Genomic DNA, 26162 nt, shown 5'->3' on the forward strand with positions numbered 1-26162 from the left:
ATATATATTATTTTTTAATTAAAACATAATCATATAGTTTCTCTGGGGAAAAGCCATAATGCAAATACCGTTTTATCGCATTCTCATTTCTTGAGATTACCCAAAACATCTGCCGTTTCGATAAAGCACCTTCATGCATGAAAGCATTGAACAATTTTGCTCCAATCTTTTTCTCACGAAACTCTGGTATGACAAACCAATATCTTAAATAAAGTGTTACTCCAGTAAGTTCATAAATAATGAAACCACTTATAGAACCATTCTGTTTATAAACCAGTACTGTCCCATTTTTTACAAAATGGCCTAATTCTTCTTCTGATGGTATTTGTTCTGACAGTGGATCAAAACAAGCATCAAGCAATATTTTTATCGTTTCAACATCACCCAGTACTCCCTTTTTTATGTGTTCATCTATAGGAAGAGAAACATTCGGATATCCTGTCCTACTCATCCGATAGAGCAATTCATACTCTTCAAATCCCCAAAGTACAAACTTGTTTTTAAGTGGTAATATAGAGTCATTTCCCACTAAGTCAACGACACAAGTACCTATGTAGTTTCGAAAGAATTTTACTAAAGCTTTATTTAAAGCACGCATATCAGTTGAGATAAAATAAAGATAAGAGTAAGTCTCATTCCGCTTAATCAATAAAAAGCAATCATCAAATGATTCATAAAAGAAGGCATTACGATCTATCCATAAAGAATGCTTAAAATGATCAAGAAAAAAATTTGTAATAAACCCCTTTCTTTCACTCCTTATCTGCTGAATTAGCATTTGGACGTCATTGATCGATTGTAAATTATCCATTAATCTGTTTATTATAGAACAAACGATCAATTTTACCATTGGTATTACGTCGTAATTCATCCAATCGATAAAAAGCTGTAGGTAACATATACTTAGGAAGTTCCTTTCCTATTTTAGTCCTAAACTCCGCTGGTGAAATTTCTTCTGCCGATTCGTAGAACAGAGTTATTTCCTTATGCACAAAATTATAAACAATACATCCATTGTTCACTAACTTTAACTTATTTATTATAATATGTTCTATCTCTCCCAGTTCCGTACGATATCCCATATGTTTTACCAAACTATCTTTTCTGCCTTTGAAAACAATCTCTCCCAAGGCATTAACATATACAATGTCACCCGTACGATAGATAAGCTCAGGATAAGCACTATTTAATGGATTTTGCACAAAAGCAGCAGCTGTCTTTTCCGGATTATTATAATACCCCATTGCTAAAGAACTTCCTCTAACACACAACTCCCCCTCTTCATTTACTTTTGTAACAAGTTTATTATCCTCATTGAGTATCAACACATCCGTATTCCGGCAAGGGAAGCCAATAGGTATAGGTTCTTCATCTTTTATATCTCTATCTACAATATAATATGTGCAATCTAAAGTAATCTCAATAGGCCCATATAAGTTAGCAAACATAGTATTTGGCAATTGTTTTTTCCAATAGTTAAACTGTTTAGTCGGAAATACTTCTCCTGCGAACCAAACAGTTTTCAAGTCAGGTAACTTTATTGAGGTCAATAGATTCATGTTAGCAATATTAACCATGATAGTAGGTACCCAAAAAAGAAACGTAACTTTATATTTTTCCAATAATTGTAATATAGAAGCAGGAAAAGCAGACAAATGCTCTGGGATTACTACAATAGTATTCCCCTTTGCCATCAACATACAAAGTTCAAAACTATATATATCAAATACTAATGGAGATAATGAGCCTATCACTTCATCGTTTGAGAACTTAAATACATCTAACGCCCATTCAGTAAAATCAAAGAAGCTTCTATGATTTAGTACCACTCCTTTAGGGGTACCGGTAGATCCAGACGTATTAATAATACACAAGGGATCAGTATCAACTAGTTTTTGCAAACGAATGTCTAATAGCTCCTCATCAATAGACAAGTCCCAATCCACCTCATCTAAGTTTACTACTTGTATAGAATCAGGTAGAATTCCTGATATATTTTTAAGATATTGATTATTAGTAACAATTATGGCTGGAGTGATTAAATCTATTATATTTTTTATACGTTCGGAAGGTGTTTTCACATCTAAATTCATATAAAAATTACCAGAATAGATTATAGCTAAGTCCGCACAAACACTTTCAATACTTTTATTCAAATAGACAGCTATTGGCTTTTTCAGAACATTGGCATTCGATGCAAAATTGTAAGCTAATGTATGAACTTTATCATCTAATGAAGAGAAAGTTATTTCTCTATCTCGATCTATAACAGCAATTTTATTAGGAAATAAGTGTACTGTTTCTTTAAAATACTCAATAATATTGATCTTCATTTTACCATTATTTAATTATTACCATTAAACGCTTCCATAGTTGCACACGAATCTGAACTAATTCCTTCGCGTGTGAATACTTTCTTTACTGTTAAAAACAGAATTTTCAAATCAAGAGAGAAGGAGCAATGATCGACATACCATACATCCAATTCAAACCTTCTTGTCCATGATATAGCATTACGCCCATTCACCTGTGCCCAACCAGTAATACCAGGTCTTATTTCGTGTCTCCGAGCCTGTTCAGTATTGTATAAGGACAAATACTGAGGAAGCAAAGGGCGTGGTCCGATTAAAGACATGTCTCCTCTCAAGACATTAATTAATTGGGGTAACTCATCTATCGAAGTAGAACGTACTAGTTTACCAATCCTAGTTAGTCGTTTATCATCCGGAAGTAAGTTTCCTTCTGCATCACGTTCATCTGTCATAGTTTTAAATTTGATGACTTTAAAGATTTTACCATGCCTTCCGGGCCTCTCCTGAAGAAAAAAAAGACATTTTCCATTATTAGCAAAACACAAAATAATGGCTATAATAAGCAACAGAGGAGCAAGAACAATTAGCACACAAAAAGCAACAAAGAAATCCACTAACCTCTTTGTAAAATTATAATACGTATTCATTCTAATGATTGATATTCTTTTAATAACGCTTCCCAAACTTTATTTTGTTCATATCGGCTTACAACCATGGGACGAGCCTGCTTTGCCATACTCAACACTTCCCTATCCTTATGTTCATAAAACCATTTCATTGTTTCATACAATAATGTTTCATCTTTAGGTTTTATTATTTTTCCATTAACTCCATCTTCTATTATTTCATTACAGCCACTAATATCCGTCACTATAGCTGGAAGTCCCATTGCCCCAGCTTGAAGAACTACATTAGGAAACCCTTCTCGATAACTCGGGAAAGTAAGGACATCTGCAGCTGCAAAACAAGGGCGTACATCTTCTTGAAAACCCACAAAGGAAATAGCCTCATGATTATGTATTAATTGATAAGTATTTTCTTCTAGTGGATCTAATTTAGAATCAAATGAACCAACAAGCAACAAACGAATTCCAGAATATCGTTGATATAATCTAACAAAAGCATGAATTAATTCATTTATACCTTTATCTTTCACTAAACGGCCGACAAAAATATATGTAAATGAATCACTCATAAAAATATCAGCACTCAATATGACACCACGAGATCGCTGGAAATATTCTATATCAATACCATTAATATTACCATTAAGAATTACATGCAAAGTTTTATTGGTAATTTTTTCTGCTAACAAAGTTCGCTTTACTCCCTCACCTTCAGGTATCACTTTCGTTGCACACCAACATGTAATTCTTTCCATAATCATAAGTACATAACGCAATGTCCCAGTGGTTGTTTCGAACCTTAAACCAGTTACGGTATAAATACGATTTGGTACCCTTGTAATCCAGGCTGCTATCATTGATAGCAAACTTGCCTTTGGCGTATTAGTATGAACAATATAAGGACGTTCTTTAATAAATAGCGCAATTAATATTATTAAAGATTGAATATCGAAAAGTAAATTAATTTCGCGTTTCATTGGTACATCAATGACCCTTACACCTTCTCTCAATGCTACGGAAGTCAAATACTTATTACCAGACGCTACTCCAACAACATCATAATAATGATTAAAAAAATTCAGTTGTCCTTTTAACAATCCAAATAAACTATCTGAGATAGTTGTGATCCGAAGCAATTTACGTTTCATTATATGTAAGCACTCACTGTACGTCTATAATGCCCTAAGAGATATTACAGCACACATTGAGCTATCTTATTGATTAAACTTTAAGTTATTTTGTAATATTTACAGGTAAAAGTGACGCATAATCCGTCTCGCCACCGATGGTATCGCTCCATTAGCCATCAAGGCTTCACTTGTGCGGGCAGAGAGCATGTTAAATCCCTTTTCAGACTGACAAATAAGTCGTTATAAGAATCAACCATCTTCTTTATGTCATACATCTGAGCGCGTTCCCAACATTTATCTGCTATCTGTTTATAAAAATCCTTATCTTCTGCAAGCCTTTTGATAATAGAAGCGAGTTCTTTGTCATCTCCATGTGGGAAAAGTAGTCCATATCCGCTTACGACCTCCCTTAAACCGTCAACATCACTTGCGATGAATGGCTTGCCGACAGACATCCCCTCCACGTTTGACAGAGAAAGACCTTCAAAATGTGAAGACATCACTACTATATCTGCTGACTGTAAGACTTCAGGTATGTCAGCTCTTATTCCCATAAACTTAACAGTTGATTCAAGATTGAGTTCTTTAACCAAACACTCTAACTCTGGACAGCGTTCTCCATTTCCAACAAGCCATAATTCAAATCTATTTTCGTCAAGATGACTGAATGATTTGATGAGCGTATCTTGATCCTTTTGATACCTAAATCCAGCCACCATCACAACAGTCGTTTTCTCACTTCGTATGCATTCAAGAGGCTTTGCGTCATGGAATTTTTGTACATCTACGCCATTGTAAATAGTACATACGTTTTTCAACGAAGGATGAAATGCCTTAAGGTTTTCCTCTGCTTGATTGGATATACAAATCACTTTGTTATATCGTTTATACATCCATCTGTCGATAGGAGCATAACACTTCCAATCGCGTCTGCGATTGGAAGTGTTATGCTCGGTGGTAACGAGCAGCACCGAGCATAACATGCTGCCTATGGCAGCAAATAGCTGTGGAGCAGTGTTATGTGTATGTACTATATCATAGTTTCTCATTATCTTTACCAACTTGAGAATCACAAGGGGATTATAGACATTACAGTTTTTACTGAAGCTATAGACCTTAATGCCAGCCTCTTCGAGAGATCTCTTGAAATGTGTTTCCACTCCATCGAAAGCCAGCACATCCACTTCATGCCCCTTGTCTCGCAGCAATGGAGATATTTCAGAAATAAGTTTCTCCGCTCCACCTATTTGAAGGGAAGTTATGACCTGTAGTATCTTCATAATCAGTCTTCTATAAGTCTAACATATGAGTTAATAAAATTATCTTTATCAAATAATGTTTCAGCAATTTGTCTGCTATTTACACCCATTTCAATAATTTGGTTTTGTGTTAACTGAAAGAATTTACAAAAAGCGTCACACATGGAATTTACATCTGTTGGGGCAAACAGGAAACCATTAACCCCATCATGTACCATTATGTGATTGTCACTCACATCACTACACAAAACAGCCTTTCCACAACATATATATTCTGAAATGGAATTTGAAAATCCTTCGTATAAAGATGGTAAGCACATTGCATGGAACTGATTCATATAATCAGCGACGTTACTCACAGCTTCCTTTACTTTAAACACATCTGCAATATGATATTCTTCAATCAATTGATGTATGTGAATAGAGCCTTTTATGAATTCTCCCTCTTTCTTATCACCATACCAATATACGCAAAATTGCCTATCTGAAAAAGTCTTTAATTTTGAGAGCATAAAACAGAATCTCTCGTAGTTCTTTTGAGGAAAAAGTCGTGCAAATACACCTATTTTGATAACTTCAGTGCTTTTAGGAACAGGCTTTACCGAATACTCTTCTACGTCTGTATAGTTTGTGATTGTTGTTATACGGTCTTTCCATTTTTTATTTAGTCCTTTAAGATATTTTGCCTGTGTGTGACTATTTGGGACAACATGGTCAGCCCTGTTATATAGTATGTTGTAATTGATTATCTCGCGAAAGCTAGGAACTATCGTCGTATTTCTTTCACTCACAATAATCTTAGGCTTTCTTGTTATAAAGAGGGGGAGCAATAATATGAAATTTGGCACAGACCTATAACTGATGATACAATCAGTCTTATGTGTAAAAAAGAATTTTGAGATAATCAATTGCTTAATGATATTGTTCTTCCCATCAACATTGAGGAGAATTCTCTTTATTCTTTTATCTAGGACATAATGGTCTGGAATGTTGTTGTATGTTACAATAGTAACATCATAACCCTTTTCTGCCAAAAGGTTTGAGAGAATTGTCAACTGGTGCTCAGCTCCCCCTCCTGTTAGGTTCGAGGTAAAGCAAGTAATTCTTTTCATTTCTCTTGCCTTTCAATCTTTACTACTTTACCTGAATGAGTTGTACGTTTTTCCTCTGGTGGTAACTCCATATATGATTCATAGAGTCGTGTTAAATATTTGTCATACTCTACAAAACCTTGGAAATATGAATCCTCAAACGAATAATATGAATTGTTTCCATACCATTCCGTTGGTATAATTTCTTTTTCTTTCCAACGTCCATAAAGATTCCCTAAATAATTACCTGATGAAAGTGCGTGAGCTTTTCTCTCAATATAATTATATATCGTTTTTTTAGAAAAAGGTATAAAGAATCTAATTATTCTCTTAATAAACTCTTTTTTCTTACTACCATTAGCTGCACGTGTATATATTCTCGCATATTTATCAACAAGCCACAACAGGTTCTTAACATCGTGATTGTGAGGATCACAGCTGTCGAGAGGGAATATATCGATATTTAATCCAAAGAAATCTTGTATTTTGCCGTAATACTGATTATTTTGACACTTGGTTGTTGTATCTTCTATTTTATAAAATGGTAGTGTTATGTTCCTTGAATTATAAATTGTACGGCATTTATATTTAGAAGGCAAATCCCGTTCAAATATTCCAATAAGAGTGTCAAAATATTTTCTCGGCACCCCAAAATCCATATCATCATCCCAAGGTATGAAACCTTTATGACGAATAGCCCCCAACATGGTTCCTCCCAACATATAATATGGAATATTGTTTTTTCTACAGACTGCATCAAATGCTTTTGCTATTTCAAGTAAATGATGATGCAGTTCTTCAAATGTCAATTCCTTTATAACCTTTATCATTTTATCTCTTTACTATTTAAAGTTATAGCCACCATTCACCTCTATCAAACTGCCATTTATAAAAGGATTGTCTATGCAAAATCTGAATGCATCAACAATCTCATCAATAGTAGCAAAACGGTGAATAGCTGTCTTCTTATATATGTTTTGTTTAATCTCTTCCGGTTTTTCTTTCTGCCATGGTGTCTCCACAAACCCAGGGACAATGGTATTTACCGTTGTTCCTGTTCCCTCAAACTCCTTCACAAGATTCTTACAAAGGGCATGAACAGTCGATTTGATGACACCATAAGCCAAGACCATTACATGGGGAGTACACCCATCTGCGAGCCTGTGAAAAGGATACGACTGCCATCGGGAATGATAGGGAACGACTCTCGACACATAATATAATGCGAATTGACAGTTACTTCCATCATCATATCCCAATCCTTATCGGTATATTCAGTAAATGACTTACGTATGCTCATACCTGCATTGCAATGCAAACAATCCAAATGATCTGTCTTGCTTTTCACATAATTGATGAACCTATACACTTCCTCACGATTCGTCTGATCGGTTTTGATAGCTTTGAAGTTCGCAACATGTTCTGTGAAATCTGGACCAATGTATGTTGCAAAAACATAATATCCTTTGCTAACTAACATCTTGGCAACACCTAAACCCATTCCAGAAGTGCCTCCTGTTACAACTGCGTATTTCATGCGGCTCTCCTTTCTGCAAACGATTCGCTCTTTAATTGTAAAACAATATGGTAGAAGTAAAAAATTTCTATTTCACTTGTGCAGTTGGGTGTGGGAGGGGTAATCGTTCTGATTTCATACGATTCAATTTATATTCATAACTGTGTCTTCCCTCTTCTCTAAAGTCAGCTTTATAGCGTGCGAGCACTTGCTTGAAGATTTCCTCATACTGAGGGATGAATAAATCATCCTTTGCTTCGAGATGTTCAATAATCTCGTTTGCCAATGCTTCTGTAACAGAAAGGTCTGTCTTCCCATTATTGAAACTCGTGCCCCTGATAGAACCAGGGGAAACATTTAGTATGCGATTAGTACTTCCGCCCTTCTCAAGCTCGACATTCAGACTCTCAATAAAAATCTTGAGTGCAGCCTTTGTCGCACCATAAACGGCAAAGAAAGGTGAAGACATAAAGCCAGCAATGCTTACCATTACGCCACAACGAAAATCCTCTTTTCCTACGAGCTTGTCCATGAAATGATGGATGATTCTTATTGGAGCCATAGCATTCACGCTAAAAGAACTTGTTATGTGCTGCTCAGCAATATCCTTGAAGAGGCTCGGCTTTCCAAATCCAGCTGTTATCATAAGGGTATCTACATCTTTAAAGCTATCAAATATTGAGTAATCTTCAGTAATAAGGTCAAACTGTATGCTCTCAAATTTTTGATTCAAATATTGCTCTGCAATAAGGACTTTATCAACAATATAGACCCTTTCGCAATCTTCACGATTTGACAATTGGGTTGCAATCGACAAGCCAATGCCATTTGCACCTCCAACAATTAATGCTTTTCTCATATTTCATTAAAATTATCTTTCTTATTGAATTTCTCTATTACCTCAGCTATAGCAATACTCTCTCTCCGACGGAGTTTGTATGAACTCTTGCGATGATTCACAATCATTGACATAAACTCCTGTATCTCATAGCGGAGTCCTTCACCATCATAGCTGTAGAAATACTTCTTGTTCTTTGTCTGGTCTTCATATCGAATCTCAAAGAAGTCAGTTAGCCACCATGGAGCAGGAACATATACATAACCCTTCGTGCCAGAGATAATCATATTACCCTCAGTCTTCACTCCAATCCCCAAAGTCATTGAAGCAGTTGCGTGTGGATAGCAGATGTTTGCCTTTGTATATATATCAACTCCATTCTCTACTTTTGAATAGAAGTCCACCTTGGTATAGTTCTTTCCTAACAGCTTCACGATAGCCATCATGTTAAGTGGGGCATGCTCGTTCATCGCTCCACCTGCCAGAGAGGCATCGAGTTCACGAGTGGGAACGTCAACCATCTTTGAGAGTGATGTCTTTACATCTACCACATCACCAATCACTCCACTCTTTACCAGCGTCACAAGATGATTGAACGACGGACTGAAGGCGGTCTTGCTGGCCTCCAAGAGGACAATGTCGTGAGCCTCGGCATAATCATAAAGCTCGCGGGCCTGTTCAGAATTGAGCATAAAAGGTATCTCACAGAGCACGTGTTTGCCAGCATAAAGAGACTTTTTGGTGTAATCATAGTGGGTAAGATGAGGCGATGCCACATAAACAGCATCCACTTCCTCGAGGAAATCCTCAAAACTATCCGAAAATGGCTTTACACCAAACAATTTTCCAAAAGCAACAGCATTTTCCTTGTTGGGGTCGAAAACAGCTGTCACATTTGCACTATTGACCACCTTACTTTCAGGAACAAAACGTTTAGCTATTCTTCCTGAGCCAACAATACCAATGCGGTACACCTCTTCTATCTGCTCTCGAAGCATAGTAGAAGAGATGCCTTCGGTACGAGGAAGATAAACAACCTTGCAATATTCGTTGAGATAGTCGAATTTACCTTTCCAATCGGATCCGATGGCGAATATATCAATATCATATCGCTGGATATCATCAATCTTCTGACCAAGATAATCTTCAATAATTACCTCATCAGCATAGCCTGTCGCCTTGACTGCCTCAACGCGCTCCAAAACGTTATTACGTACATTGAGCTTCCCTCTACCTCTGTCGAAGCTGTCGCTGGTGACACCAACAATAAGGTAGTCGCCAAGTTCTTTTGCTCGACGAAGAATGTTAATATGACCCTCGTGCAGAAGGTCGTATGTGCCGTATGTTATTACTCTTGTCATTTCCTATATTACCAATTGTTGATACAGGATATCAAATTTACTAAAAAGCCCTCCTTAAAATGGCTAAGCAAAATCGCTACATTTTGCTCGCCATTAATTAGATGCAACAGCAATGTCATTATACAACACAAGAAAGCGACAGTCAGTACCGACTTGTTTTTACTCTCTTTATACAAACTTACCGCTGCCACATAATTTATAAACAACAATACATGAAATAAACGTTGAACTTGGGGTGTATATATAGCAATAACTATAAGCAAAAGCGAAATAACATTTATACTAAACAACTTATTAAACAACAAAACTGACATTTCATATTGTGGATACTTAAATCTATTGAAAGAGAAGTATCCAAAAGACTTTATACTCTTTTTTGCAATAAAATAAGATTTTATATAGATAAAGTACCCTAAGCTCAATACAAAAAAACATCTAATAGTCAAACCAATCAAACCAAATATATTTGACTCACCTGTCTGTTGAAACTTATCATTAAGAGTATCTGGAATAGGAAGGAAAGCGATAATTTTGTATAATAATCTTGTTTGAGCTGTTACAAAAAGCACTATAAATGCAATTAAAACAACAGTAGATAGAATCTTTCTATCTTTTATACAAAGAAGATTATAAAGTAAAAAAAACAAGCATGATGTATGAAGAGTAGTCGCTATTACTACCAAACTAGAATACATTAGATAATCCCACTTCGACTCTCCTCTAATCAAATAAGGCAACGCAAAGATAACCACACACATTCCTGCCAGCCATCGAAATAGTTCAGCATCAGCTGTTGCTGGAAAAATCAAGAAGAGAGCTATAACACATGCAATTTTATTTGTAAATACTTTAATGGTTGACCATATAGCAAAAACTTCAAATAAGCAAATAATTGCCCTTGCTGCATCAAATGATAAACCATATTTATTACCTAACATGCAAAATAAGAAAAAAGAGGGTTCATATCCCAACAATTCAAGAATATTGCCAGAACCTACAGCATCATAAGATTTAACATAGACTAAATAATCTTGATCTGAATGCTCAAATGCCAGCAAAAGATAAAGGGTTAATACTAACAAAATGTTGACACCTTTGTTATTGGATGTAAAAGCTAATAATAATACTATTATGATGTATATAATTGTCAACTCCATTTCAAACCTTCGCTGAATATTTTTAAGAATACTACATTATATAAAAACGCGAATACTATACTGCCACAAATTAATAGAAGCCAATAAGATGTGCTTAAACCCATAAATTGAATGAGAATATTTTTGGAGATATCTAATCCAATATATAACCCCAATGTGTACTTCCCAATATAATTAAGTAAAATTATAACATTATAAAGACGACTACGAGACATATAAGAAAATAGTTGAGCAAAAAGAACTGCTATCAATAAAGCCCAAATCCAACCTTTATATACAGCCGAGAAGATACCAAAGGTTTGTAATACTATGTACAAAATTATCAGAATTAAATAAGGCATGATTTTTTTGATTCTTTTACCTCACTGCTGATACATAAGAGTACGAGACAAGCAACTTTATATCGTATTTACTATAGTATTATCTCCTACTGAGCAAATATAAATTATCATAACAATAACAAGTAAAACACCTAAATTTAAATATTCATACGAAGAACTGAGAAGTTTATAGAGTAAAGGAGTAATAATGTATAATGGAATAATACATTCCTATCCCTGGAACTAAAAGGAAAATGTCAACGCCCCAATTGCCTAACAATAATATACTTAAAACGACATCTGACAACTGTGCGCCATCCATTCGCACATGACATAATAAAACCATAATGATAGACATCCCATCAATGGAGTCCTATACTGACTTAAAATGCCTAAATTATATCGTATTGGTATAATCTTAGATAAGTTCATAATACTATATTTGAGAGTTATTTCTTAAGCAACTCTTTTTTGATTAATTTTTCTTCTGGGATACTTTTAAATATGCCTTCTTCTCCTCTGAGTTTTTAAATTTTCCTTTAGTGTTCAGGTTGTAAAAGTGATTCCTGTTTAGAAAATCGTTAGTAGAACAAATGATTTTTGCAAGATTTCCGCCAACTACACAATTTTTGGGGACGGATTTTGTAACCACACTTCCCGCTGCTATCAAACATCCTTCACCTATTGTTACTCCTGGCATTATATGAGAATTTACTCCTATATAAACCCAATCGTTAATTGTTACTTTTCCGTATGTATCAAACTCTGGACAAATATTGCGTACTGCTTGACCTCCACCATGCGTGTGTATATAGACATTTCTTGTTATTTGACAATTATTACCTATTGATATCAAATAAGGTTCACTACTCCACTCTCTTGTAGCAATAAAACAATTCTTACCTATTTTTACGCCAATATGTAAAGCATACTTTTCTGGAGATACAAGAAAACGCCAGTATAAGTTAACTAATCTTACAAACAAATTCAACACAATTAACTAAATAATTTATTTAACTCTTCTTCAACTCTTTCTACCATATTCAAAGGAGAAAATTCACCATGATAGCCATAATCAACGAAACCAGTTCCTTCAGTAATGAAATCAATGTTTATATTATTCATATCTTCAAGGACTTGAATTTTATTTCTATCATAAAACTTAGATTTCCGTACACAGTTACAACTCGTTATTAACTTCTTTCCATAAATAACAGCTTCTAAAAAACGAGATGTATAGCCTTGTTGGTTATTCTGCGTAATATCAAGCATACACCTTGTGTTTACGGAATGATAAAGCATTTCCCTGTATGACATAAAAGTATCAGAATACACTATTCCTGGTAATTCTGTTCTCTCATTTTTTGGCACTTGTGTAAGGTAAAAAAATACTTTAAGACCAGCTTTTGTTAACTGATTATATGCTCTTGACAATAATGGAAGCCGATCTTTTGCTTTTCCTGCAAAAAAAACATCGGACTCAAACTCTTTCTCTCTTGTTATTTCTATTGCAGACTCAAATTCGTCAAAATGTGGGATATTATATTCTTTTGATTCAGCCTCATCATAAGTCATTTCTAAATCAAAAATTGGATTAAAATGCAAATCTGGTCTCATTCTTTTCCCGACTGAAAGAAAGTCCCTGTGCATATGTACAATTTTACAATCAGGATACTTCTTCTTGAGATAATGTAAATAGCCTAACGGTAGGCTACGACTTATTATTATAAAGCATATAGGTAGTCGTACAGAAAAGTTATTTTTAAAATATAGCGGATACCAAAGATTCTGAAAAGGTAACTTTATATGTTTTGAAATTTTTTCAGATGTGTGTAGGGCAAAAAGCAACCGTACCCAATAAAGGTGTTTATCCAACGGATATGAAACAACTCTTGCCTGCTCTAAATTTTCCAAATCTTTTGTACAAATTGTATAGTAACCGTCATTGTCTACTCTTAACTTGTTATCAGGTGAATTAAAGATGACATAATTGTATTTATATTCCATATTTTAAAAATTACATTTTGAACTGGCAGGTAGTATTGAACCACATTCCAAAGGAACTACCTATATTGCCAGTTGCCATTTGGGTTATTTTACAAAGGTGTTTATATAGTAGCTATCTTTTGTACATCCTCACCAGTTAACCACATGCGCATAAGAATTTTATATTGATAAACTTTTTCATACAATCTAAAAAGTTTTAAATCATCGAGCATTAACAATACTTAGAGCCAAACTCCTTGATTGTATCGACAATCAAGGTTAAGTCATCGAGCGAGAGGCTTTGATGCATCGGCATGCAAAGAGTGTTGTCGACCGCATAGTCTGCATTAGGACAAGATGCATGAACACCATAGCCTGGGACTCTGTGAAGCGGGAAGTAGCGATAAGTAGTGTAAATTCCGCGGTCGCGCAGGTATTTTGCCAGCTCATCTCGCTTACCGTTCTTAACCTGAATGTGATAGAAATAATATGACGTAGTACAACCTGCTGCTATAGGCAGAGGCAGGTCTAGCCAATTGACATTTTTAAGGTTTTCGTTATAGAACTCGTGAACTTTTGAACGTGCTTCCATAAAGGACGGCAGTCTCTTGAATTGCTCAAGAGCCATGGCTGCTGTCACATCATTCATGATGGCACGATGGCCGAATGAACTGATATCGAACTCCCACCACTTCTGAGCTACACTGTTCTCATATCCGCTTTTGGCTTCAAGTCCGAAATAGAGCCACTTCTCAGCTCGCTCTCGTAATTCAGGGTCTCTGAAATGTAAAGCTGCACCATCGCCACAAACAAGAATCTTCATGGCATCAAATGACCACATGCCGATGTCTCCGAATGTTCCTAATGCCTTTCCTTTGTAGGAAGAACATACTCCTGCTGCACAATCCTCTATAACCTTCAGATTGTGGGCATCAGCCAATGCCATAATCTCGTCCATCCCACAAGCAATTCCTCCGAAGTGAAGAAGAAGTATTGCTTTTGTTTTGGATGTAATGCACTTTTCGATGTCTTCAGCACGAGCATTAAGTGTGCGTGGGTCAACATCACAAAGAACCATCTTTGAGCCGTTGGCACAAACTGCATTGCCAGCTCCGACAAAACTGATAGTAGGAAGGATGACCTCATCACCTGGTTTGATGTCGCAAAGGTGCATAGAAGAGAATAACCCTTCGCTACAACAGTTTGTTGTCAGCACTCTATTTGCAGTCGAACCGACGTGTTCAGCCCATTTCTTCTCAAACTCGTTGACGAGTTTACCTTTTCCAATCCAATTGGAATCGAAAACCTCTTTGATGCGGGCTAATTCCTCCCCCCCTAAAGTAGGTTGAAAAACATTAATCATGATAAATAAAATTTAATATTTACATATACCTATGTATTGATTTTGAACATCTTAAAATCTTTATCGATGTCGAAATTCAATCAATTTCTGTAATCTCTTGTACAACATATCTATGGTAATACAGGTAACGAATACAATGGCACATTGCAGGAGTGCCACTCCAATCATATAAGGAGTGTTGAAATAATCGATATTGTCGAACACTCGTTTCCAAAACCATGGATAGACATTTGGATTTTCTGAAATCAAATATACCGCAAACGCACTTTGAGCAAGTAAGTTGATAATAGTAGATGTGTATTCATCTTGCTGAAGAGCAAGAACAAGCCTAATGCACCTATAATCGGCAGGACTGCAAACCTTCCAATGAAGTGGAGACCCAAAAGAACTCCGTAATCATCACAAATATGCAATTGCCTACCTCTCCGAAATATTGCGTAAGCTGAATGAAAACTTTGTTGATAAGATTCGTATTACCTGGTGTTAGTTCCCACGAACCGTGTCCTCCCCAGTAACTTAATACTATTCCAAACATTGCCAGCAAGCGCAACAGTTCTATCCCAGATTGTCTTTGTTGTCCCATTTTATTTCTTTCTGAACTTGTTTATAATAAATGCTAAACTGCTATCTCTTAGGATGTATTGCATGAACAGATATATAACTGAACATACCAATACTTGACATATCAAAGTCATCCACAGAGGGAGTTCTATGAGAGACAGAAGATAGCCACAAACTAACATTATTATGGAAGAGAAAACGGGTTTAATCAAATCTTTAGTTCTCTCAATCAAAGAGTAGTTATAGACTTTATCACTGATAACACATAGCATAAAATTGCCAGCAAACTCGACTACAACATAGCCTATTGCAATAGCGAACACTCCGTATGGAATCATCAAGACGAGGGATAGCAAGTTGATTGCCAAAAGAATCATTTCATAATACAACCCTATCTGGCTTTTCCATAAAGAGAGATACACTTGTTTATCTACAGATGTTATGATACCTGGAATTCTAAGCAAACAGAACAGACTTAAGAATGGAGCACACGGTAGCCATTTATCTGTTAGGACAATTAAAATCAATGGCTTTGATACAAGCGCCACAAGAAGCAGAACAGGTATCATCACAAATGCCGACATACTGACGGAACGGCGAGCCATCTCCTTAATGTGACTTTTATCGTCTTGTGATCTGGAAAAGACAGGCAATAGGACTGATGATATTGAAGTATTTACTACTTGAGTAACAAGACCAGAGTAAGTATATGCCCGGTCATAATACGCAAGTGTAGCAGGCTTGTAAACCTTTCCTATGGTCATCGTACGGATAGTGTCGCCTCCTGCACTTACAAGGTTAGTTCCTAATATCTTAAGGCTGAAAGAATACAATGCTTTTGCGCTTTGTTTTGAGAATCCAAGCCTCAAACGTATTTCTGGAAGCATATTCATAAATATGACTATTGCCAGAATATTCGACAAAACGTAACAAATAAGTGCCCATACTCCACACCCTAAATAGGCCATAGTTATACCTATGACCGCTGATATAGGAGTGGCAAGCAAACTACGGACAAACATAGTTTGGAACATCATTTTTCTCTGCAATAATCCGCTCTGTATGGAATTGAAGGAGTATAAGAACAATGCTATACCCATTACTCTGATTGGCCACACAAGTTCTTCCATATTGTACCACGAATTAATCACGGGTGCCATAAGAAACAAGCCTACATACAGAATTAATGCCACCAAAAGACTAAGCGTAGTCAATGTGGATACATCTATCTCTGATAGGTCTTTCTTCTGGACGACTGCGGCTGACAGCCCACATTGCACAAAGATACCAAGATAGTTGACTATAGCGGTAATAATCGCAAGGCTCGCAAAATCTTCAGGCATAAGGAGACGGGCGAGGATTATCTGAACCAACAAACCTATTCCTTGCACCATTATCCGTTCACCTGATTTCCACAATAATGAACCTATTATTCCATTAGCCTTTGCCATATATCATTAATACAAAGAAACCTCAATATCAAAAGGGGGAGTAAAGTCTTTTAAACATTCGTGTTGTGTGTCTTTCTCGGATAGAATTACTTTGTCCATCGGTATACACCAATCAATACCAAGGCTCTCGTCCTTAATGGAGATGCCGCCATCTGCCTGTGGTGCATAGAAGTTGTCGCATTTATACTGGAAGACAGCGGTTTCACTGAGAACAGCAAAGCCATGCGCAAAGCCTCTTGGTACAAAGAACTGGCGATGATTATCTTCCGTCAACTCCACAGCAACGTGATGTCCGTAGGTGGGTGAGCCTTTGCGGATGTCAACAGCTACGTCAAGAACTTTACCTCTGACACAACGGACTAATTTGGATTGAGTGAACGGAGGTAACTGAAAATGAAGGCCTCTCATTACCCCATAGCTGGACATACTTTCGTTGTCCTGTACGAATAGTATTGGTTTACCATATTGGGGTATAGCAACTTTTTCATCAAACTCTCGTTGTGAGAAGGATTCGACGAAATATCCTCTTGAATCCTTAAACACTTTGGGTTCAATGACAACTACGCCTTCAATGGTAGTTTTGATTACGTTCATTACTTTTCAGTATTAATAATACTTAATCTAACGATGTCTTCATACTTCCCTTCGGCATTGAGAGCCTCATCTTTAAGAATAGCTTCTGCAGAGAATCCTGCGTTCTTAAGCAATTCTACTTCGTCGGGATACTTATAGAATACGTACGAATACACCTTATGCATACCATATTCCGTGAAAGCTTTATCAACAAGCATACGAATAGCCATACTCTGGCTATCTGGTGTCCACTCTGTATCTGTACTGGTGAAAATACACAGCTCACAACGCTTGTTGGTATAGTCCATATCCTTCAGATATACAGTTGCAATAGGGTATGCTACGATAGGGAAATCCTCATTCAAGCGTTCCACCATGAACTGCTTATATTTGCCAGTCTTCACAAAATTCTCATAGAACTCTTTATTTGATTCTTCAGTAATTGTTGCTCGACTGAGACAATGGTTAATCACTCTTTCGTCATTACGCCACTTTACAAGATGAACTCCATCTTGCAATGTGATTGGTCTTAATACTATTTTCATATTTCAATTATCATATTTCATCTTCAAAAGAACGATGACACTTGTCCTCAATAGGAGTACTTTATCAACTGCACAAATGCTATGCTTCCATTTTTTAAAGTCTTCTCGCAAAATTTGCGATTACCATTGGAGTTATTTGATAGATTGATTCATCGTGTTTTGTTTTTATCATGGGTCATAGAGATAGACACTTGATTTATCAATCCTTATCCCAAAATTTGCTTAACATCTTGGTTTTGATGAGTCTTGAAAGGCAGCACAAAGTGGTTTGCAATCAATGCCTGCACACCGAATGCGGAAGCCCTACCTTTATCTCTTTTAAAGTTACAAATTATATCCATATATAGATTTATATTATAATTCTCGTGACACACTAAGCGTCCATTTCTCCTCAAAATTTCTCTAAACTATTATGAAACAAACCGTCAAGAACTAAAGAAATAAAAACATTTTAACTTAACATTCATTTGTTATAATACCCATTGTACCACTCCGCAAACTTACACAGTCCTTCACGCAAAGGGGTCGATGGTTTGAAGTCGAAATCTTGCACCAAGGGTGTTGTGTCTGCATAAGTGACAGGAACATCACCGGGCTGCATGGGGACGAGTTCCTTGTGTACCTCAAAGTCGTATTCAGCTGGAAGCACACCAGCGCGAACGAGTTCTTCTTGCAGGATGGTGACAAAATCCAACAGGTTCTCGGGTTGGTTATTGCCTATATTATATATGGTATAGGGAGGAACGGGCAGACCGTCCTCACCTGTTCTTCTTTCGGGAGCGTGTCGCATCACTCTGACTACTCCTTCTACTATGTCATCAACGTAAGTGAAGTCACGCTTGCAGTTGCCGTAGTTGAATATTTTAATGGTCTCGCCTTTCACGAGTTTGTTCGTGAAACCGAAGTATGCCATGTCTGGACGACCGGCAGGACCATAGACAGTGAAAAAACGAAGACCTGTAGATGGGATATTATATAATTTGCTGTAAGCGTGCGCCATCAGTTCGTTGCTTTTCTTGGTGGCAGCATAGAGGCTGACAGGATTGTCCACCTTATCATCGGTGGAATAGGGTATCTTCTTGTTGCTACCATAGACAGAGGAACTGCTGGCATAGACCAAATGCGCTACCTCATGGTGACGGCAGGCTTCCAATATGTTGTAGAAACCGATGAGGTTGCTCTCGATATAGCTGTCGGGGTTAGTAATGCTGTAACGTACACCTGCCTGTGCGGCGAGGTTGACTACCACATCTATCTTGTTTTCGGTGAAAACATTCTCAATGAGTGCTTTGTCGGCGATGCTGCCTTTGAGGAACGTCCAATCCTTAGACAGACTGTCTATTTCCGTCAGACGTTCGTATTTGAGATTGACATCGTAGTAATCAGTAATAGAGTCGATGCCGATAACTTTGATATTGTCAAAGTCTGTTAGTAACCGTTTCACCAGATTGCTGCCGATGAAACCTGCGGCACCTGTGACAAGAATAGTCTTGCCTTTCAAATCTATATTGTATTCCAACATGAAACTAATCCCTTTTAAAAATGTCACGCGTATATACTTTCTCCCTCACGTCGTCCAAGCACGCATCGTAGCGGTTGGCAATGATGGCTTGCGACTGCCGCTTGAAGGCATCGAGGTCGTTGACTACCTTACTACCGAAGAAAGATTCCCCGTCCACCAGGGTGGGCTCGTAGATAATGGTCGTGGCCCCTTTGGCTTTGATGCGCTTCATGATGCCCTGAATGGCCGACTGACGGAAATTATCGGAGTTGGACTTCATCGTCAAGCGATACACGCCAATAATCACCACCTTCTCCTTTTCAGCTTCCCAATTCGCACTCTCATGGTAATAGCCGGCCTTGTTCAGCACTTGGTTGGCAATGAAGTCTTTGCGGGTTCTATTTGATTCCACAATGGCAGACATCATGTTTTGGGGAACATCTGCATAGTTGGCCAACAACTGCTTTGTGTCTTTCGGTAGGCAGTAGCCGCCATAGCCGAAGCTGGGATTATTGTAGTGCGTACCAATACGTGGATCAAGCCCCACACCGCTGATAATGGCTTGTGAATCCAAGCCCTTCATTTCAGCGTAAGTGTCCAATTCGTTGAAGTAGCTGACACGCAGGGCAAGGTAGGTGTTGGCAAATAGCTTCACAGCTTCTGCCTCCTTCATACCCATGAACAAGGTATCAATTTCTTCCTTTATCGCTCCCTCTTGCAAAAGTTTTGCAAATATCTTCGCATATTCCTCTGCATCGGAATTGCCGATAGATTTAATGGCTATATTCTCCTCATCGAACTCTTTTCCATCAATGATCTTTGGATAGCCTACGATGATACGACTGGGATAGAGGTTGTCGTAGAGTGCCTTGCTTTCGCGAAGGAACTCAGGCGAGAAGAGCAGGTTGAAATGCTTACCTTTCAATTCTGGTTTCAGCTGAAACAGTTGGGCATATTTCTTATAAAGCGACCGTGTATAACCAACAGGAATAGTGCTCTTGATAACCATAACGGCATCAGGGTTCACCTCCAACACCAAGTCTATTACATCCTCAATATGATGAGTATCGAAGAAATTCTTGACAGGATCGTAATTAGTGGGGGCAGCTATGATAACAAAGTCCGCATTCTTATAGGCTGCTTTCCCGTCAAGGGTTGCGGCCAATTTCAAATCCTTTTCCGCAAAGTATTTTTCGATATACTCATCCTGTATCGGTGACACACGACGGTTTATCTTCTCTACCTTTTCGGGTATCACATCCACAGCCACCACATTATGATGTTGTGACAATAGTACTGCCATGCTGAGACCGACATAGCCTGTACCGGCAACGGCGATTTTCAAATCTTTGTATTCTTGCATATCATATTGATTTTTTTTCACAATTAATTAGTTGTTGTTACAACAACCGTAAGCATTCAATTTAGGGCATACCCCTTTGAAAGGGCACACAAGTGTGCCCTAAACAGAGTTTTGTTAATTAATTGGTTTTAAATTTAACATTTGCATGTAGCCAAAGCGATTTTGTCAAGGACCATGTGAACATAATCCCTGCACCCGTTGAAGATATTTTTGAAAATAAATTCGATGAAATTCCAAATAGAAATACCATGAAGCTTCACTATTCCAATCACACTGTGATAAGTTGCAGCCATTTCAGCTCCTGCGTCACTATCGTAATGAAGCGAACTGTTTCGTTGAGTAGTCAGCTTTCGAATGGTTCGCTCAACTTCGTTATCCAAACTTTTTAATAATCTGGTGGAAGGTGGAATCAGAATCTTAAAGGTAAAACAAAAAAGAAGCGGTGGCTTCCGTAGCGACAAAGACGCCAAGGACTTTATGGCGATACATTCAGTCACCTATACGGCAAAAAAGAATCAATATTCACGTTGGTATGCCGTTTTAGCATTGGTCCGATAGGCCAATCGATAAATCGTACCCTTACTTACGTATTCGTATAGATGAGTAGTTACTTGACACTCAAAACGAGTTAAGAATCAATAAAAGCGAGGTTCAATAATCACAATACCCTTTTATGGCAGTTTCTATTATATTCATTATTGGTCTGCAGCTAATTCATCAATTACTTTTAAAAGGTACTGCCCATATTGGTTTTTCAACATAGGCTGAGCCAATTTCTTCATCTTATCAGAATTAATCCAACTCTGGCGAAGAGCAATACCCTCCAAACAGGCTATTTTCAACCCTTGACGTTTCTCAATCACTTCGATAAAGGTACTTGCTTCACTTAGAGAGTCGTGAGTACCTGTGTCCAACCAAGCAAAGCCACGCCCCAAAGTCTGTACTTTCAATTGTTTTTTTTTCAGGAAATACTGATTCACAGTTGTGATTTCTAACTCACCGCGAGCAGAAGGTTTTATGTTCTTAGCAACTTCCACAACCTTATTAGGATAAAAATAAAGTCCAACAACGGCATAATTGCTTTTAGGCACTTTAGGCTTTTCTTCAATGGAAAGACAATTACCTCTTTTATCAAACTCCGCAACCCCATAACGCTCCGGATCATTCACCCAATAACCAAACACTGTTGCCTCTTGCTTTTCATCAGCAACACGGACTGCCTCTTTTAACATAACCGAAAAGCCATTGCCATGAAAAATATTATCACCCAAAACTAAACATACTGAATCATCACCAATAAACTTCTCTCCAATAATAAAAGCTTGTGCTAAACCATCAGGAGAAGGTTGTCCCGCATATTCAAATCGCACTCCATAATCAGAACCGTCACCCAGCAAACGTTGAAAGCTGGGTAAATCATAAGGAGTGGAGATAATCAAGATCTCACGAATCCCTGCCAACATGAGTACAGAGATAGGATAATAGATCATCGGCTTATCAAATATCGGAAGCAACTGCTTACTGACTCCCTTGGTTATCGGATATAAGCGAGTGCCAGAACCACCGGCCAAAACAATACCTTTCATAATTAAAACTTAAAGGGAATTCGATTGATTTTTAACTATTGGCATACAGCCATAACAGTTGGTTGTTGATTGGCAGCAAAGATATATATCATTTTTGAGCCCTAAATTGAGTGCTTACAGATAAGTATCTTACTCAGAAATCACTATCTTTCGTTCATCCCAATTTATTCTTCAACATACTCCCACGGATAAGGATTATCCACCACAGTCTGAAACTCGTTGATAGCCTCTTGCTGTTCAGTAGTAAGTGACACCGAATCCCAAGAAGCGATAATTGCACGGGCTTCGTCAGCCAAAGGCTCGTCGAATACCTCACCATAGCAGGCGGTAAGCAGGCGGAGCTTCAATAGCGAAGCGGGAAGAGTATCGAGGATATCCCAGCAACGATCCAATATTTCCTGGATATGTTCGCGCTTTTCTCCGTGGTCGATGAACGATGCGTTGTAGCCCATCAGGAGAGCGAGACAGACAGAGGCCTGCTCTTCAACCGTAGAACCTTTGATACCGGAATTATACAATGTTGTGGTCAAGCGGTAAACTTCATTGTTACGGCGGGACAAGTCATCGCTGTAAATGGGACTCCCGTCCATGCCCAAATACATCAGGTCGTGCGCGGCACGCTGAAGGGAAGCTACTTCTTCGGAAAGAGTCATAATAAATTTGAATTATGAATTATTTGATTACTTCTATAAGATCAGGATGAATGGTGGCCATGGCAACTGCTATGACACCTTGTATAGCAATGACCACGCGACGATCCCGGGCGCCTTTCACTTTCAGGAAAACACCTTCCTGGCCCTCGAAGTCACCACCCGTGATACGGACTTTGGTTCCTTTGGACAAGTTGAGTTCATCGGGTTGAAAATATAGGAGGTGGTCATTGTAAGTGCCGGCTACAGCGATGAAGCGCTGCATTTCATTGTCGGGGATAATTATCTTCTTGCCGCTACGGGTATCGGTGATATATTGCAAATAAGCAACCATAGACTTGACACGCTTCACTTCGGAAGGACAAGCATGAATAAAAATCAGGTTGTGAATGATAGGAACCAAAACACGGACTTTTTTCCCTTTCTTTATACTTATCTTGTATTGCATGGGAACAAAACAGCCCAAGTTCTCTTTCGCAAGCAACCGCATAGCGTCAGTCTCACGACGGTAGGTGGCACGCATAGCGAACCATATTTCGGTCTCTTTCTCCACTTCCATTATTCGATTATTTCAGAAAAGGACATTCTCCCGGGGCTTTGAACTTCTTGCACACACTTGAAATTCAATCACTTGCGAGTACTTTATGTAATATACGGCAAGCTTTGTACTCTCTTGCCACGGTTTCTTGCAGTTACTCATTACCTATCTGGTAAGAAACTATAAACGAACGAATTACACTAAAAAAACGTGTTTTTAAACGTTCGTCTGATTGAACACTGTTTTTGTATTCATTTATTCATTATCGAGAAATAAAATCAGACAGATAAAAAAAAGATTTTTATTCAGAAGTATCTGTTTGGCAATTAATACATTAAAGCAGAAAGTCAAGAGTGTAAATCATTTTTTTTATTAAACATTTTGCTATTATGAAAATAGCCCTTATCTTTGCGTTCAAATAAACGAACGTTTTTTGAAACATCCCTCCTCTGCCAAACTATCGCATTATAAATCATCAATTTACCGACAAAAAGAAATCAAATTCCACAATTTATCCTGTATTTGCAAGTTTACTAAATTTTTCGTCCATACCTTTGCCATATTTTACACAAATAAAAATCACTAAAATTAAAAAGAGTATGAACTACGAAAACAAACAACAAGAAGAAAAAAAAGAAACTCAAAAAAAACAAAACAGACAACAAGCAAACTTCTGACAATAAAAGACTTAAGTCAAACAGGGGACGAAAAAAGGAGAAACCTATACAAGGGATTGTTTTGAAACACTACGAATGCTTAAAGCTACTAATCACACTCTATCAAAATGGAGCAATGGGTATAAAAAAAGAGACATCACAAATTGCGTTAGCCCGATATATAAATGACAAAAAACTATTAGGGAATATTCGAAACGGAATATTCATTCCATTGAAGCTCAGCACCATTCTAAAGGAAATAAACACCATCTGGAACGAAACGCTACAAGATAAATCCATTGGCATAAAATAGACAAGAAAACATACCATGAATTATTATACTCCAACTTAATCGGCAAACACTCTACCTTCGAGCCGTAAACAATTTATAAACTTTAAAATCGTATATGTATGAAACGAAAAAAAAGGCCGGCATCACAAAGTGAAGCCATGAGACTAAAATGGAAAAGACGTATCGTCTTCGAAAAAGGATACACCGAGTCGTGCGCAGAATGGATGGCGGAACGCCTGGAAGCGTTATTGGATCACATGCAATATGGACATGCGGCAGTGGCTTACCGAAAACAGAACGGGAGTTTCCAACTGGCGAAAGCAACACTGATTTATTACGAAGCGGAGTTCCATAGGGAATATGATCCCACAGAAGTAGAGGGGGCGGTTGTGTACTGGAATGTGGACGAACAGCGGTGGACGACGTTTCAAATGGAGAATTTCATGGAATGGAGACCGATCGTATAGGGGAGGCACCACAGATTACACAGATTTTCACAAATGAATTATTTCTATTTTGAGGAATCAGGAGAAAACGTCTTTGGGAATCCGGTGTAATTTGTGGTAAATATCTTATTGAAAGTACAAACAACTAATCTAAAAAACAATATGGCGACAACATACGACGGGATCAACTATTTCCCGATAGGCGTAAACTTCATGGAAGAGAACGCAATGGAAGTGATAGAAGCAAAATACGGAATAAAGGGCCCGGCAATTGTGCTGAAACTGATGTGCAAGATTTACAAGGAGGGATACTACATACGGTGGGATGAAGAACAGTGCCTGATTTTCGCAAACAAAGCAGGGAGGGAAGTGCAAACAGAAGAGGTGAAGGGAATCATCAAGATTCTGTTCATCAAAGGGATACTGGACGAAAACAGTTATCGGGAAGACGGAATACTGACTTCGGAAAGCATACAAAAGGTATGGCTGGAAGCTACGAAGCGAAGGAAAAGAGAACTGTCGGAGCTCCCCTATCTGATAGTAAAACCGGAAAAGGAAAACGGAAAACCCGATGCTCCTTCTACACCACAGGAAACTCAGCAACCGGAGCTGTTCAAAGAGGAAAAAACACCTGTTAACCCGAAAAACGTAGTACATCATGTAGCCGTTGACGCAAAAAATGCATGCGATTCCAGACAAAGTAAAGTAAAGGAAAGTAAAGGAGAGGAAAATAAAGAATTACCCCCCTCAGCTCCCCCCAAGGGGAAGGAGGAAGAATGGAAGGAGGATTCTGCTTCTCTTCCGATACCGGGATACGCCTTCAATACAATGACGCACAATTACTCGGGACTGATAGACACGCTAAAGAGATTGAGCGTTACCGACACCGGGGAAGTAAACTCCATACTCAAGCTGTCGGACTATGGGAGAAAGGGAACGACGGTATGGAAACTGATTGCAAACACTTGCTGGAGCGATATAGGGGCCAAAGGAAGATATCTGATAGCGGCGCTAAACAAGGCGAAAAGAAGATAGCAGGGA

27 protein-coding genes and 1 pseudogene are annotated in these 26162 nt (G+C 37.8%); 3 read left to right on the plus strand and 25 right to left on the minus strand.

Annotation, left to right across the window (positions count from 1 at the left end; translation table 11 throughout):
• Window positions 1–7 precede the first annotated feature (7 nt).
• From JZY04_RS07025 to JZY04_RS21245, 22 genes and pseudogenes are all read right to left on the minus strand, one after another.
• Window positions 8–811, minus strand: a complete 804-nt coding sequence (locus JZY04_RS07025) for a GNAT family N-acetyltransferase (RefSeq protein ID WP_005820774.1) — start codon at window positions 809–811, stop codon at window positions 8–10.
• Window positions 804–2333, minus strand: coding sequence for an amino acid adenylation domain-containing protein (locus tag JZY04_RS07030; protein ID WP_122141605.1), 1530 nt, complete (start codon window positions 2331–2333; stop codon window positions 804–806). Before JZY04_RS07030 ends, JZY04_RS07025 begins: the two co-directional genes overlap by 8 nt.
• 11 nt (window positions 2334–2344) lie before the next feature.
• The gene (locus JZY04_RS07035) at window positions 2345–2959 is read right to left on the minus strand and encodes a sugar transferase (RefSeq protein WP_122141604.1); all 615 of its coding nucleotides are present in this window, start codon (window positions 2957–2959) and stop codon (window positions 2345–2347) included.
• Window positions 2956–4086 (minus strand): glycosyltransferase family 4 protein, encoded by a 1131-nt coding sequence (locus JZY04_RS07040; protein ID WP_005801365.1) that lies wholly within the window; start codon window positions 4084–4086, stop codon window positions 2956–2958. Before JZY04_RS07040 ends, JZY04_RS07035 begins: the two co-directional genes overlap by 4 nt.
• A 158-nt stretch (window positions 4087–4244) precedes the next feature.
• The gene (locus tag JZY04_RS07045; protein ID WP_122141603.1) at window positions 4245–5348 is read right to left on the minus strand and encodes a glycosyltransferase; all 1104 of its coding nucleotides are present in this window, start codon (window positions 5346–5348) and stop codon (window positions 4245–4247) included.
• Between the two features lie 2 nt (window positions 5349–5350).
• Window positions 5351–6439 carry a glycosyltransferase gene (locus JZY04_RS07050; RefSeq protein WP_005795216.1) on the minus strand — a complete coding sequence of 363 codons (1089 nt, stop codon included), beginning with the start codon at window positions 6437–6439 and terminating at the stop codon, window positions 5351–5353.
• Window positions 6436–7248 carry a phosphorylcholine transferase LicD gene (locus JZY04_RS07055; RefSeq protein WP_122141602.1) on the minus strand — a complete coding sequence of 271 codons (813 nt, stop codon included), beginning with the start codon at window positions 7246–7248 and terminating at the stop codon, window positions 6436–6438. Before JZY04_RS07055 ends, JZY04_RS07050 begins: the two co-directional genes overlap by 4 nt.
• 12 nt (window positions 7249–7260) lie before the next feature.
• On the minus strand, window positions 7261–7551 hold the full coding sequence (locus tag JZY04_RS07060) for an SDR family oxidoreductase (protein WP_122141601.1): 291 nt from the start codon (window positions 7549–7551) through the stop codon (window positions 7261–7263).
• Window positions 7551–7955: an SDR family oxidoreductase gene (locus JZY04_RS07065; protein WP_122141600.1), complete on the minus strand. Its 405-nt coding sequence runs from the start codon at window positions 7953–7955 to the stop codon at window positions 7551–7553. Before JZY04_RS07065 ends, JZY04_RS07060 begins: the two co-directional genes overlap by 1 nt.
• A 67-nt stretch (window positions 7956–8022) precedes the next feature.
• Entirely contained in the window at window positions 8023–8793 is a 771-nt protein-coding gene (locus JZY04_RS07070) for an SDR family oxidoreductase (protein ID WP_005795221.1), read from the minus strand.
• Window positions 8790–10133 (minus strand): Gfo/Idh/MocA family oxidoreductase, encoded by a 1344-nt coding sequence (locus tag JZY04_RS07075; RefSeq protein ID WP_122141599.1) that lies wholly within the window; start codon window positions 10131–10133, stop codon window positions 8790–8792. Before JZY04_RS07075 ends, JZY04_RS07070 begins: the two co-directional genes overlap by 4 nt.
• An 8-nt stretch (window positions 10134–10141) precedes the next feature.
• Window positions 10142–11215 carry an EpsG family protein gene (locus JZY04_RS07080; RefSeq protein ID WP_250717294.1) on the minus strand — a complete coding sequence of 358 codons (1074 nt, stop codon included), beginning with the start codon at window positions 11213–11215 and terminating at the stop codon, window positions 10142–10144.
• 870 nt (window positions 11216–12085) lie between these two features.
• Window positions 12086–12595 (minus strand): acyltransferase, encoded by a 510-nt coding sequence (locus tag JZY04_RS07085; RefSeq protein ID WP_250706855.1) that lies wholly within the window; start codon window positions 12593–12595, stop codon window positions 12086–12088.
• 11 nt (window positions 12596–12606) lie between these two features.
• Window positions 12607–13617 (minus strand): hypothetical protein, encoded by a 1011-nt coding sequence (locus JZY04_RS07090; RefSeq protein WP_122141597.1) that lies wholly within the window; start codon window positions 13615–13617, stop codon window positions 12607–12609.
• Window positions 13618–13828: 211 nt separating this feature from the next.
• Window positions 13829–14959, minus strand: a complete 1131-nt coding sequence (locus tag JZY04_RS07095; RefSeq protein ID WP_014298569.1) for a DegT/DnrJ/EryC1/StrS aminotransferase family protein — start codon at window positions 14957–14959, stop codon at window positions 13829–13831.
• Between the two features lie 337 nt (window positions 14960–15296).
• Complete coding sequence (locus tag JZY04_RS21240; RefSeq protein ID WP_250717666.1) at window positions 15297–15542, minus strand: hypothetical protein; 246 nt, start codon at window positions 15540–15542, stop codon at window positions 15297–15299.
• Between the two features lies 1 nt (window position 15543).
• A complete protein-coding gene (locus JZY04_RS07105; RefSeq protein WP_122141596.1) occupies window positions 15544–16971 on the minus strand; it encodes a lipopolysaccharide biosynthesis protein in 1428 nt (475 codons plus the stop codon).
• A 6-nt stretch (window positions 16972–16977) separates the two neighbouring features.
• Window positions 16978–17565: a dTDP-4-dehydrorhamnose 3,5-epimerase gene (gene rfbC / locus JZY04_RS07110; protein WP_014298567.1), complete on the minus strand. Its 588-nt coding sequence runs from the start codon at window positions 17563–17565 to the stop codon at window positions 16978–16980.
• Window positions 17565–18089, minus strand: coding sequence for a GNAT family N-acetyltransferase (locus JZY04_RS07115; protein ID WP_122130257.1), 525 nt, complete (start codon window positions 18087–18089; stop codon window positions 17565–17567). The genes rfbC and JZY04_RS07115 overlap by 1 nt, the downstream gene beginning before the upstream one ends.
• A gap of 463 nt (window positions 18090–18552) precedes the next feature.
• The gene (locus JZY04_RS07120) at window positions 18553–19611 is read right to left on the minus strand and encodes an NAD-dependent epimerase/dehydratase family protein (RefSeq protein ID WP_122141594.1); all 1059 of its coding nucleotides are present in this window, start codon (window positions 19609–19611) and stop codon (window positions 18553–18555) included.
• A gap of 4 nt (window positions 19612–19615) precedes the next feature.
• Entirely contained in the window at window positions 19616–20953 is a 1338-nt protein-coding gene (locus JZY04_RS07125; RefSeq protein WP_122141593.1) for a nucleotide sugar dehydrogenase, read from the minus strand.
• Window positions 20954–21087: 134 nt separating this feature from the next.
• Window positions 21088–21330, minus strand: a pseudogene (locus JZY04_RS21245) (IS66 family transposase); the annotation flags it as partial.
• Between JZY04_RS21245 and JZY04_RS07130 the strand changes: the two are divergent.
• The gene (locus JZY04_RS07130; protein ID WP_181996237.1) at window positions 21308–21511 is read left to right on the plus strand and encodes a hypothetical protein; all 204 of its coding nucleotides are present in this window, start codon (window positions 21308–21310) and stop codon (window positions 21509–21511) included. The pseudogene JZY04_RS21245 and the gene JZY04_RS07130 sit on opposite strands and share 23 nt — an antisense overlap.
• Window positions 21512–21648: 137 nt before the next feature.
• Here JZY04_RS07130 and rfbA read toward each other — a convergent pair whose 3' ends face one another.
• From rfbA to upgY, 3 genes are all read right to left on the minus strand, one after another.
• Window positions 21649–22539 (minus strand): glucose-1-phosphate thymidylyltransferase RfbA, encoded by an 891-nt coding sequence (rfbA, locus tag JZY04_RS07135; RefSeq protein WP_122141592.1) that lies wholly within the window; start codon window positions 22537–22539, stop codon window positions 21649–21651.
• A gap of 164 nt (window positions 22540–22703) precedes the next feature.
• Window positions 22704–23192 carry a UpxZ family transcription anti-terminator antagonist gene (locus JZY04_RS07140; protein ID WP_032537211.1) on the minus strand — a complete coding sequence of 163 codons (489 nt, stop codon included), beginning with the start codon at window positions 23190–23192 and terminating at the stop codon, window positions 22704–22706.
• Between the two features lie 19 nt (window positions 23193–23211).
• Window positions 23212–23748 carry a capsular polysaccharide transcription antiterminator UpgY gene (gene upgY, locus JZY04_RS07145; RefSeq protein ID WP_005818364.1) on the minus strand — a complete coding sequence of 179 codons (537 nt, stop codon included), beginning with the start codon at window positions 23746–23748 and terminating at the stop codon, window positions 23212–23214.
• A gap of 1046 nt (window positions 23749–24794) precedes the next feature.
• Between upgY and JZY04_RS07150 the strand changes: the two genes are divergently transcribed.
• Both JZY04_RS07150 and JZY04_RS07155 read left to right on the plus strand, forming a co-directional pair.
• Window positions 24795–25142, plus strand: coding sequence for an SH3 beta-barrel fold-containing protein (locus JZY04_RS07150; protein WP_122141590.1), 348 nt, complete (start codon window positions 24795–24797; stop codon window positions 25140–25142).
• A 141-nt stretch (window positions 25143–25283) separates the two neighbouring features.
• Window positions 25284–26156, plus strand: a complete 873-nt coding sequence (locus tag JZY04_RS07155) for a DUF4373 domain-containing protein (RefSeq protein WP_122141589.1) — start codon at window positions 25284–25286, stop codon at window positions 26154–26156.
• Window positions 26157–26162 lie beyond the last annotated feature (6 nt).

It is taken from the genome of Bacteroides sp. 11BF (assembly GCF_019633765.1).
Lineage (GTDB): Bacteria > Bacteroidota > Bacteroidia > Bacteroidales > Bacteroidaceae > Bacteroides > Bacteroides hominis.

Bases quoted from the DNA above. Each gene is read 5' to 3' on its own strand.
- rfbC (WP_014298567.1), bottom strand. From the start codon at position 17,565: ATGAACGTAATCAAAACTACCATTGAAGGCGTAGTTGTCATTGAACCC.
- JZY04_RS07040 (WP_005801365.1), bottom strand. From the start codon at position 4,086: ATGAAACGTAAATTGCTTCGGATCACAACTATCTCAGATAGTTTATTT.
- JZY04_RS07060 (WP_122141601.1), bottom strand. From the start codon at position 7,551: ATGGTCTTGGCTTATGGTGTCATCAAATCGACTGTTCATGCCCTTTGT.
- JZY04_RS07055 (WP_122141602.1), bottom strand. From the start codon at position 7,248: ATGATAAAGGTTATAAAGGAATTGACATTTGAAGAACTGCATCATCAT.
- JZY04_RS07140 (WP_032537211.1), bottom strand. From the start codon at position 23,192: ATGACTCTTTCCGAAGAAGTAGCTTCCCTTCAGCGTGCCGCGCACGAC.
- JZY04_RS07050 (WP_005795216.1), bottom strand. From the start codon at position 6,439: ATGAAAAGAATTACTTGCTTTACCTCGAACCTAACAGGAGGGGGAGCT.
- JZY04_RS07105 (WP_122141596.1), bottom strand. From the start codon at position 16,971: ATGGCAAAGGCTAATGGAATAATAGGTTCATTATTGTGGAAATCAGGT.
- rfbA (WP_122141592.1), bottom strand. From the start codon at position 22,539: ATGAAAGGTATTGTTTTGGCCGGTGGTTCTGGCACTCGCTTATATCCG.
- JZY04_RS07090 (WP_122141597.1), bottom strand. From the start codon at position 13,617: ATGGAATATAAATACAATTATGTCATCTTTAATTCACCTGATAACAAG.
- JZY04_RS07075 (WP_122141599.1), bottom strand. From the start codon at position 10,133: ATGACAAGAGTAATAACATACGGCACATACGACCTTCTGCACGAGGGT.
- JZY04_RS07095 (WP_014298569.1), bottom strand. From the start codon at position 14,959: ATGATTAATGTTTTTCAACCTACTTTAGGGGGGGAGGAATTAGCCCGC.
- JZY04_RS07150 (WP_122141590.1), top strand. From the start codon at position 24,795: ATGAAACGAAAAAAAAGGCCGGCATCACAAAGTGAAGCCATGAGACTA.
- upgY (WP_005818364.1), bottom strand. From the start codon at position 23,748: ATGGAAGTGGAGAAAGAGACCGAAATATGGTTCGCTATGCGTGCCACC.
- JZY04_RS07115 (WP_122130257.1), bottom strand. From the start codon at position 18,089: ATGAAAATAGTATTAAGACCAATCACATTGCAAGATGGAGTTCATCTT.
- JZY04_RS07120 (WP_122141594.1), bottom strand. From the start codon at position 19,611: ATGTTGGAATACAATATAGATTTGAAAGGCAAGACTATTCTTGTCACA.
- JZY04_RS07045 (WP_122141603.1), bottom strand. From the start codon at position 5,348: ATGAAGATACTACAGGTCATAACTTCCCTTCAAATAGGTGGAGCGGAG.
- JZY04_RS07065 (WP_122141600.1), bottom strand. From the start codon at position 7,955: ATGAAATACGCAGTTGTAACAGGAGGCACTTCTGGAATGGGTTTAGGT.
- JZY04_RS07030 (WP_122141605.1), bottom strand. From the start codon at position 2,333: ATGAAGATCAATATTATTGAGTATTTTAAAGAAACAGTACACTTATTT.
- JZY04_RS07125 (WP_122141593.1), bottom strand. From the start codon at position 20,953: ATGCAAGAATACAAAGATTTGAAAATCGCCGTTGCCGGTACAGGCTAT.
- JZY04_RS07035 (WP_122141604.1), bottom strand. From the start codon at position 2,959: ATGAATACGTATTATAATTTTACAAAGAGGTTAGTGGATTTCTTTGTT.
- JZY04_RS21240 (WP_250717666.1), bottom strand. From the start codon at position 15,542: ATGGGACAACAAAGACAATCTGGGATAGAACTGTTGCGCTTGCTGGCA.
- JZY04_RS07070 (WP_005795221.1), bottom strand. From the start codon at position 8,793: ATGAGAAAAGCATTAATTGTTGGAGGTGCAAATGGCATTGGCTTGTCG.
- JZY04_RS07025 (WP_005820774.1), bottom strand. From the start codon at position 811: ATGGATAATTTACAATCGATCAATGACGTCCAAATGCTAATTCAGCAG.
- JZY04_RS07130 (WP_181996237.1), top strand. From the start codon at position 21,308: ATGGTTCGCTCAACTTCGTTATCCAAACTTTTTAATAATCTGGTGGAA.
- JZY04_RS07155 (WP_122141589.1), top strand. From the start codon at position 25,284: ATGGCGACAACATACGACGGGATCAACTATTTCCCGATAGGCGTAAAC.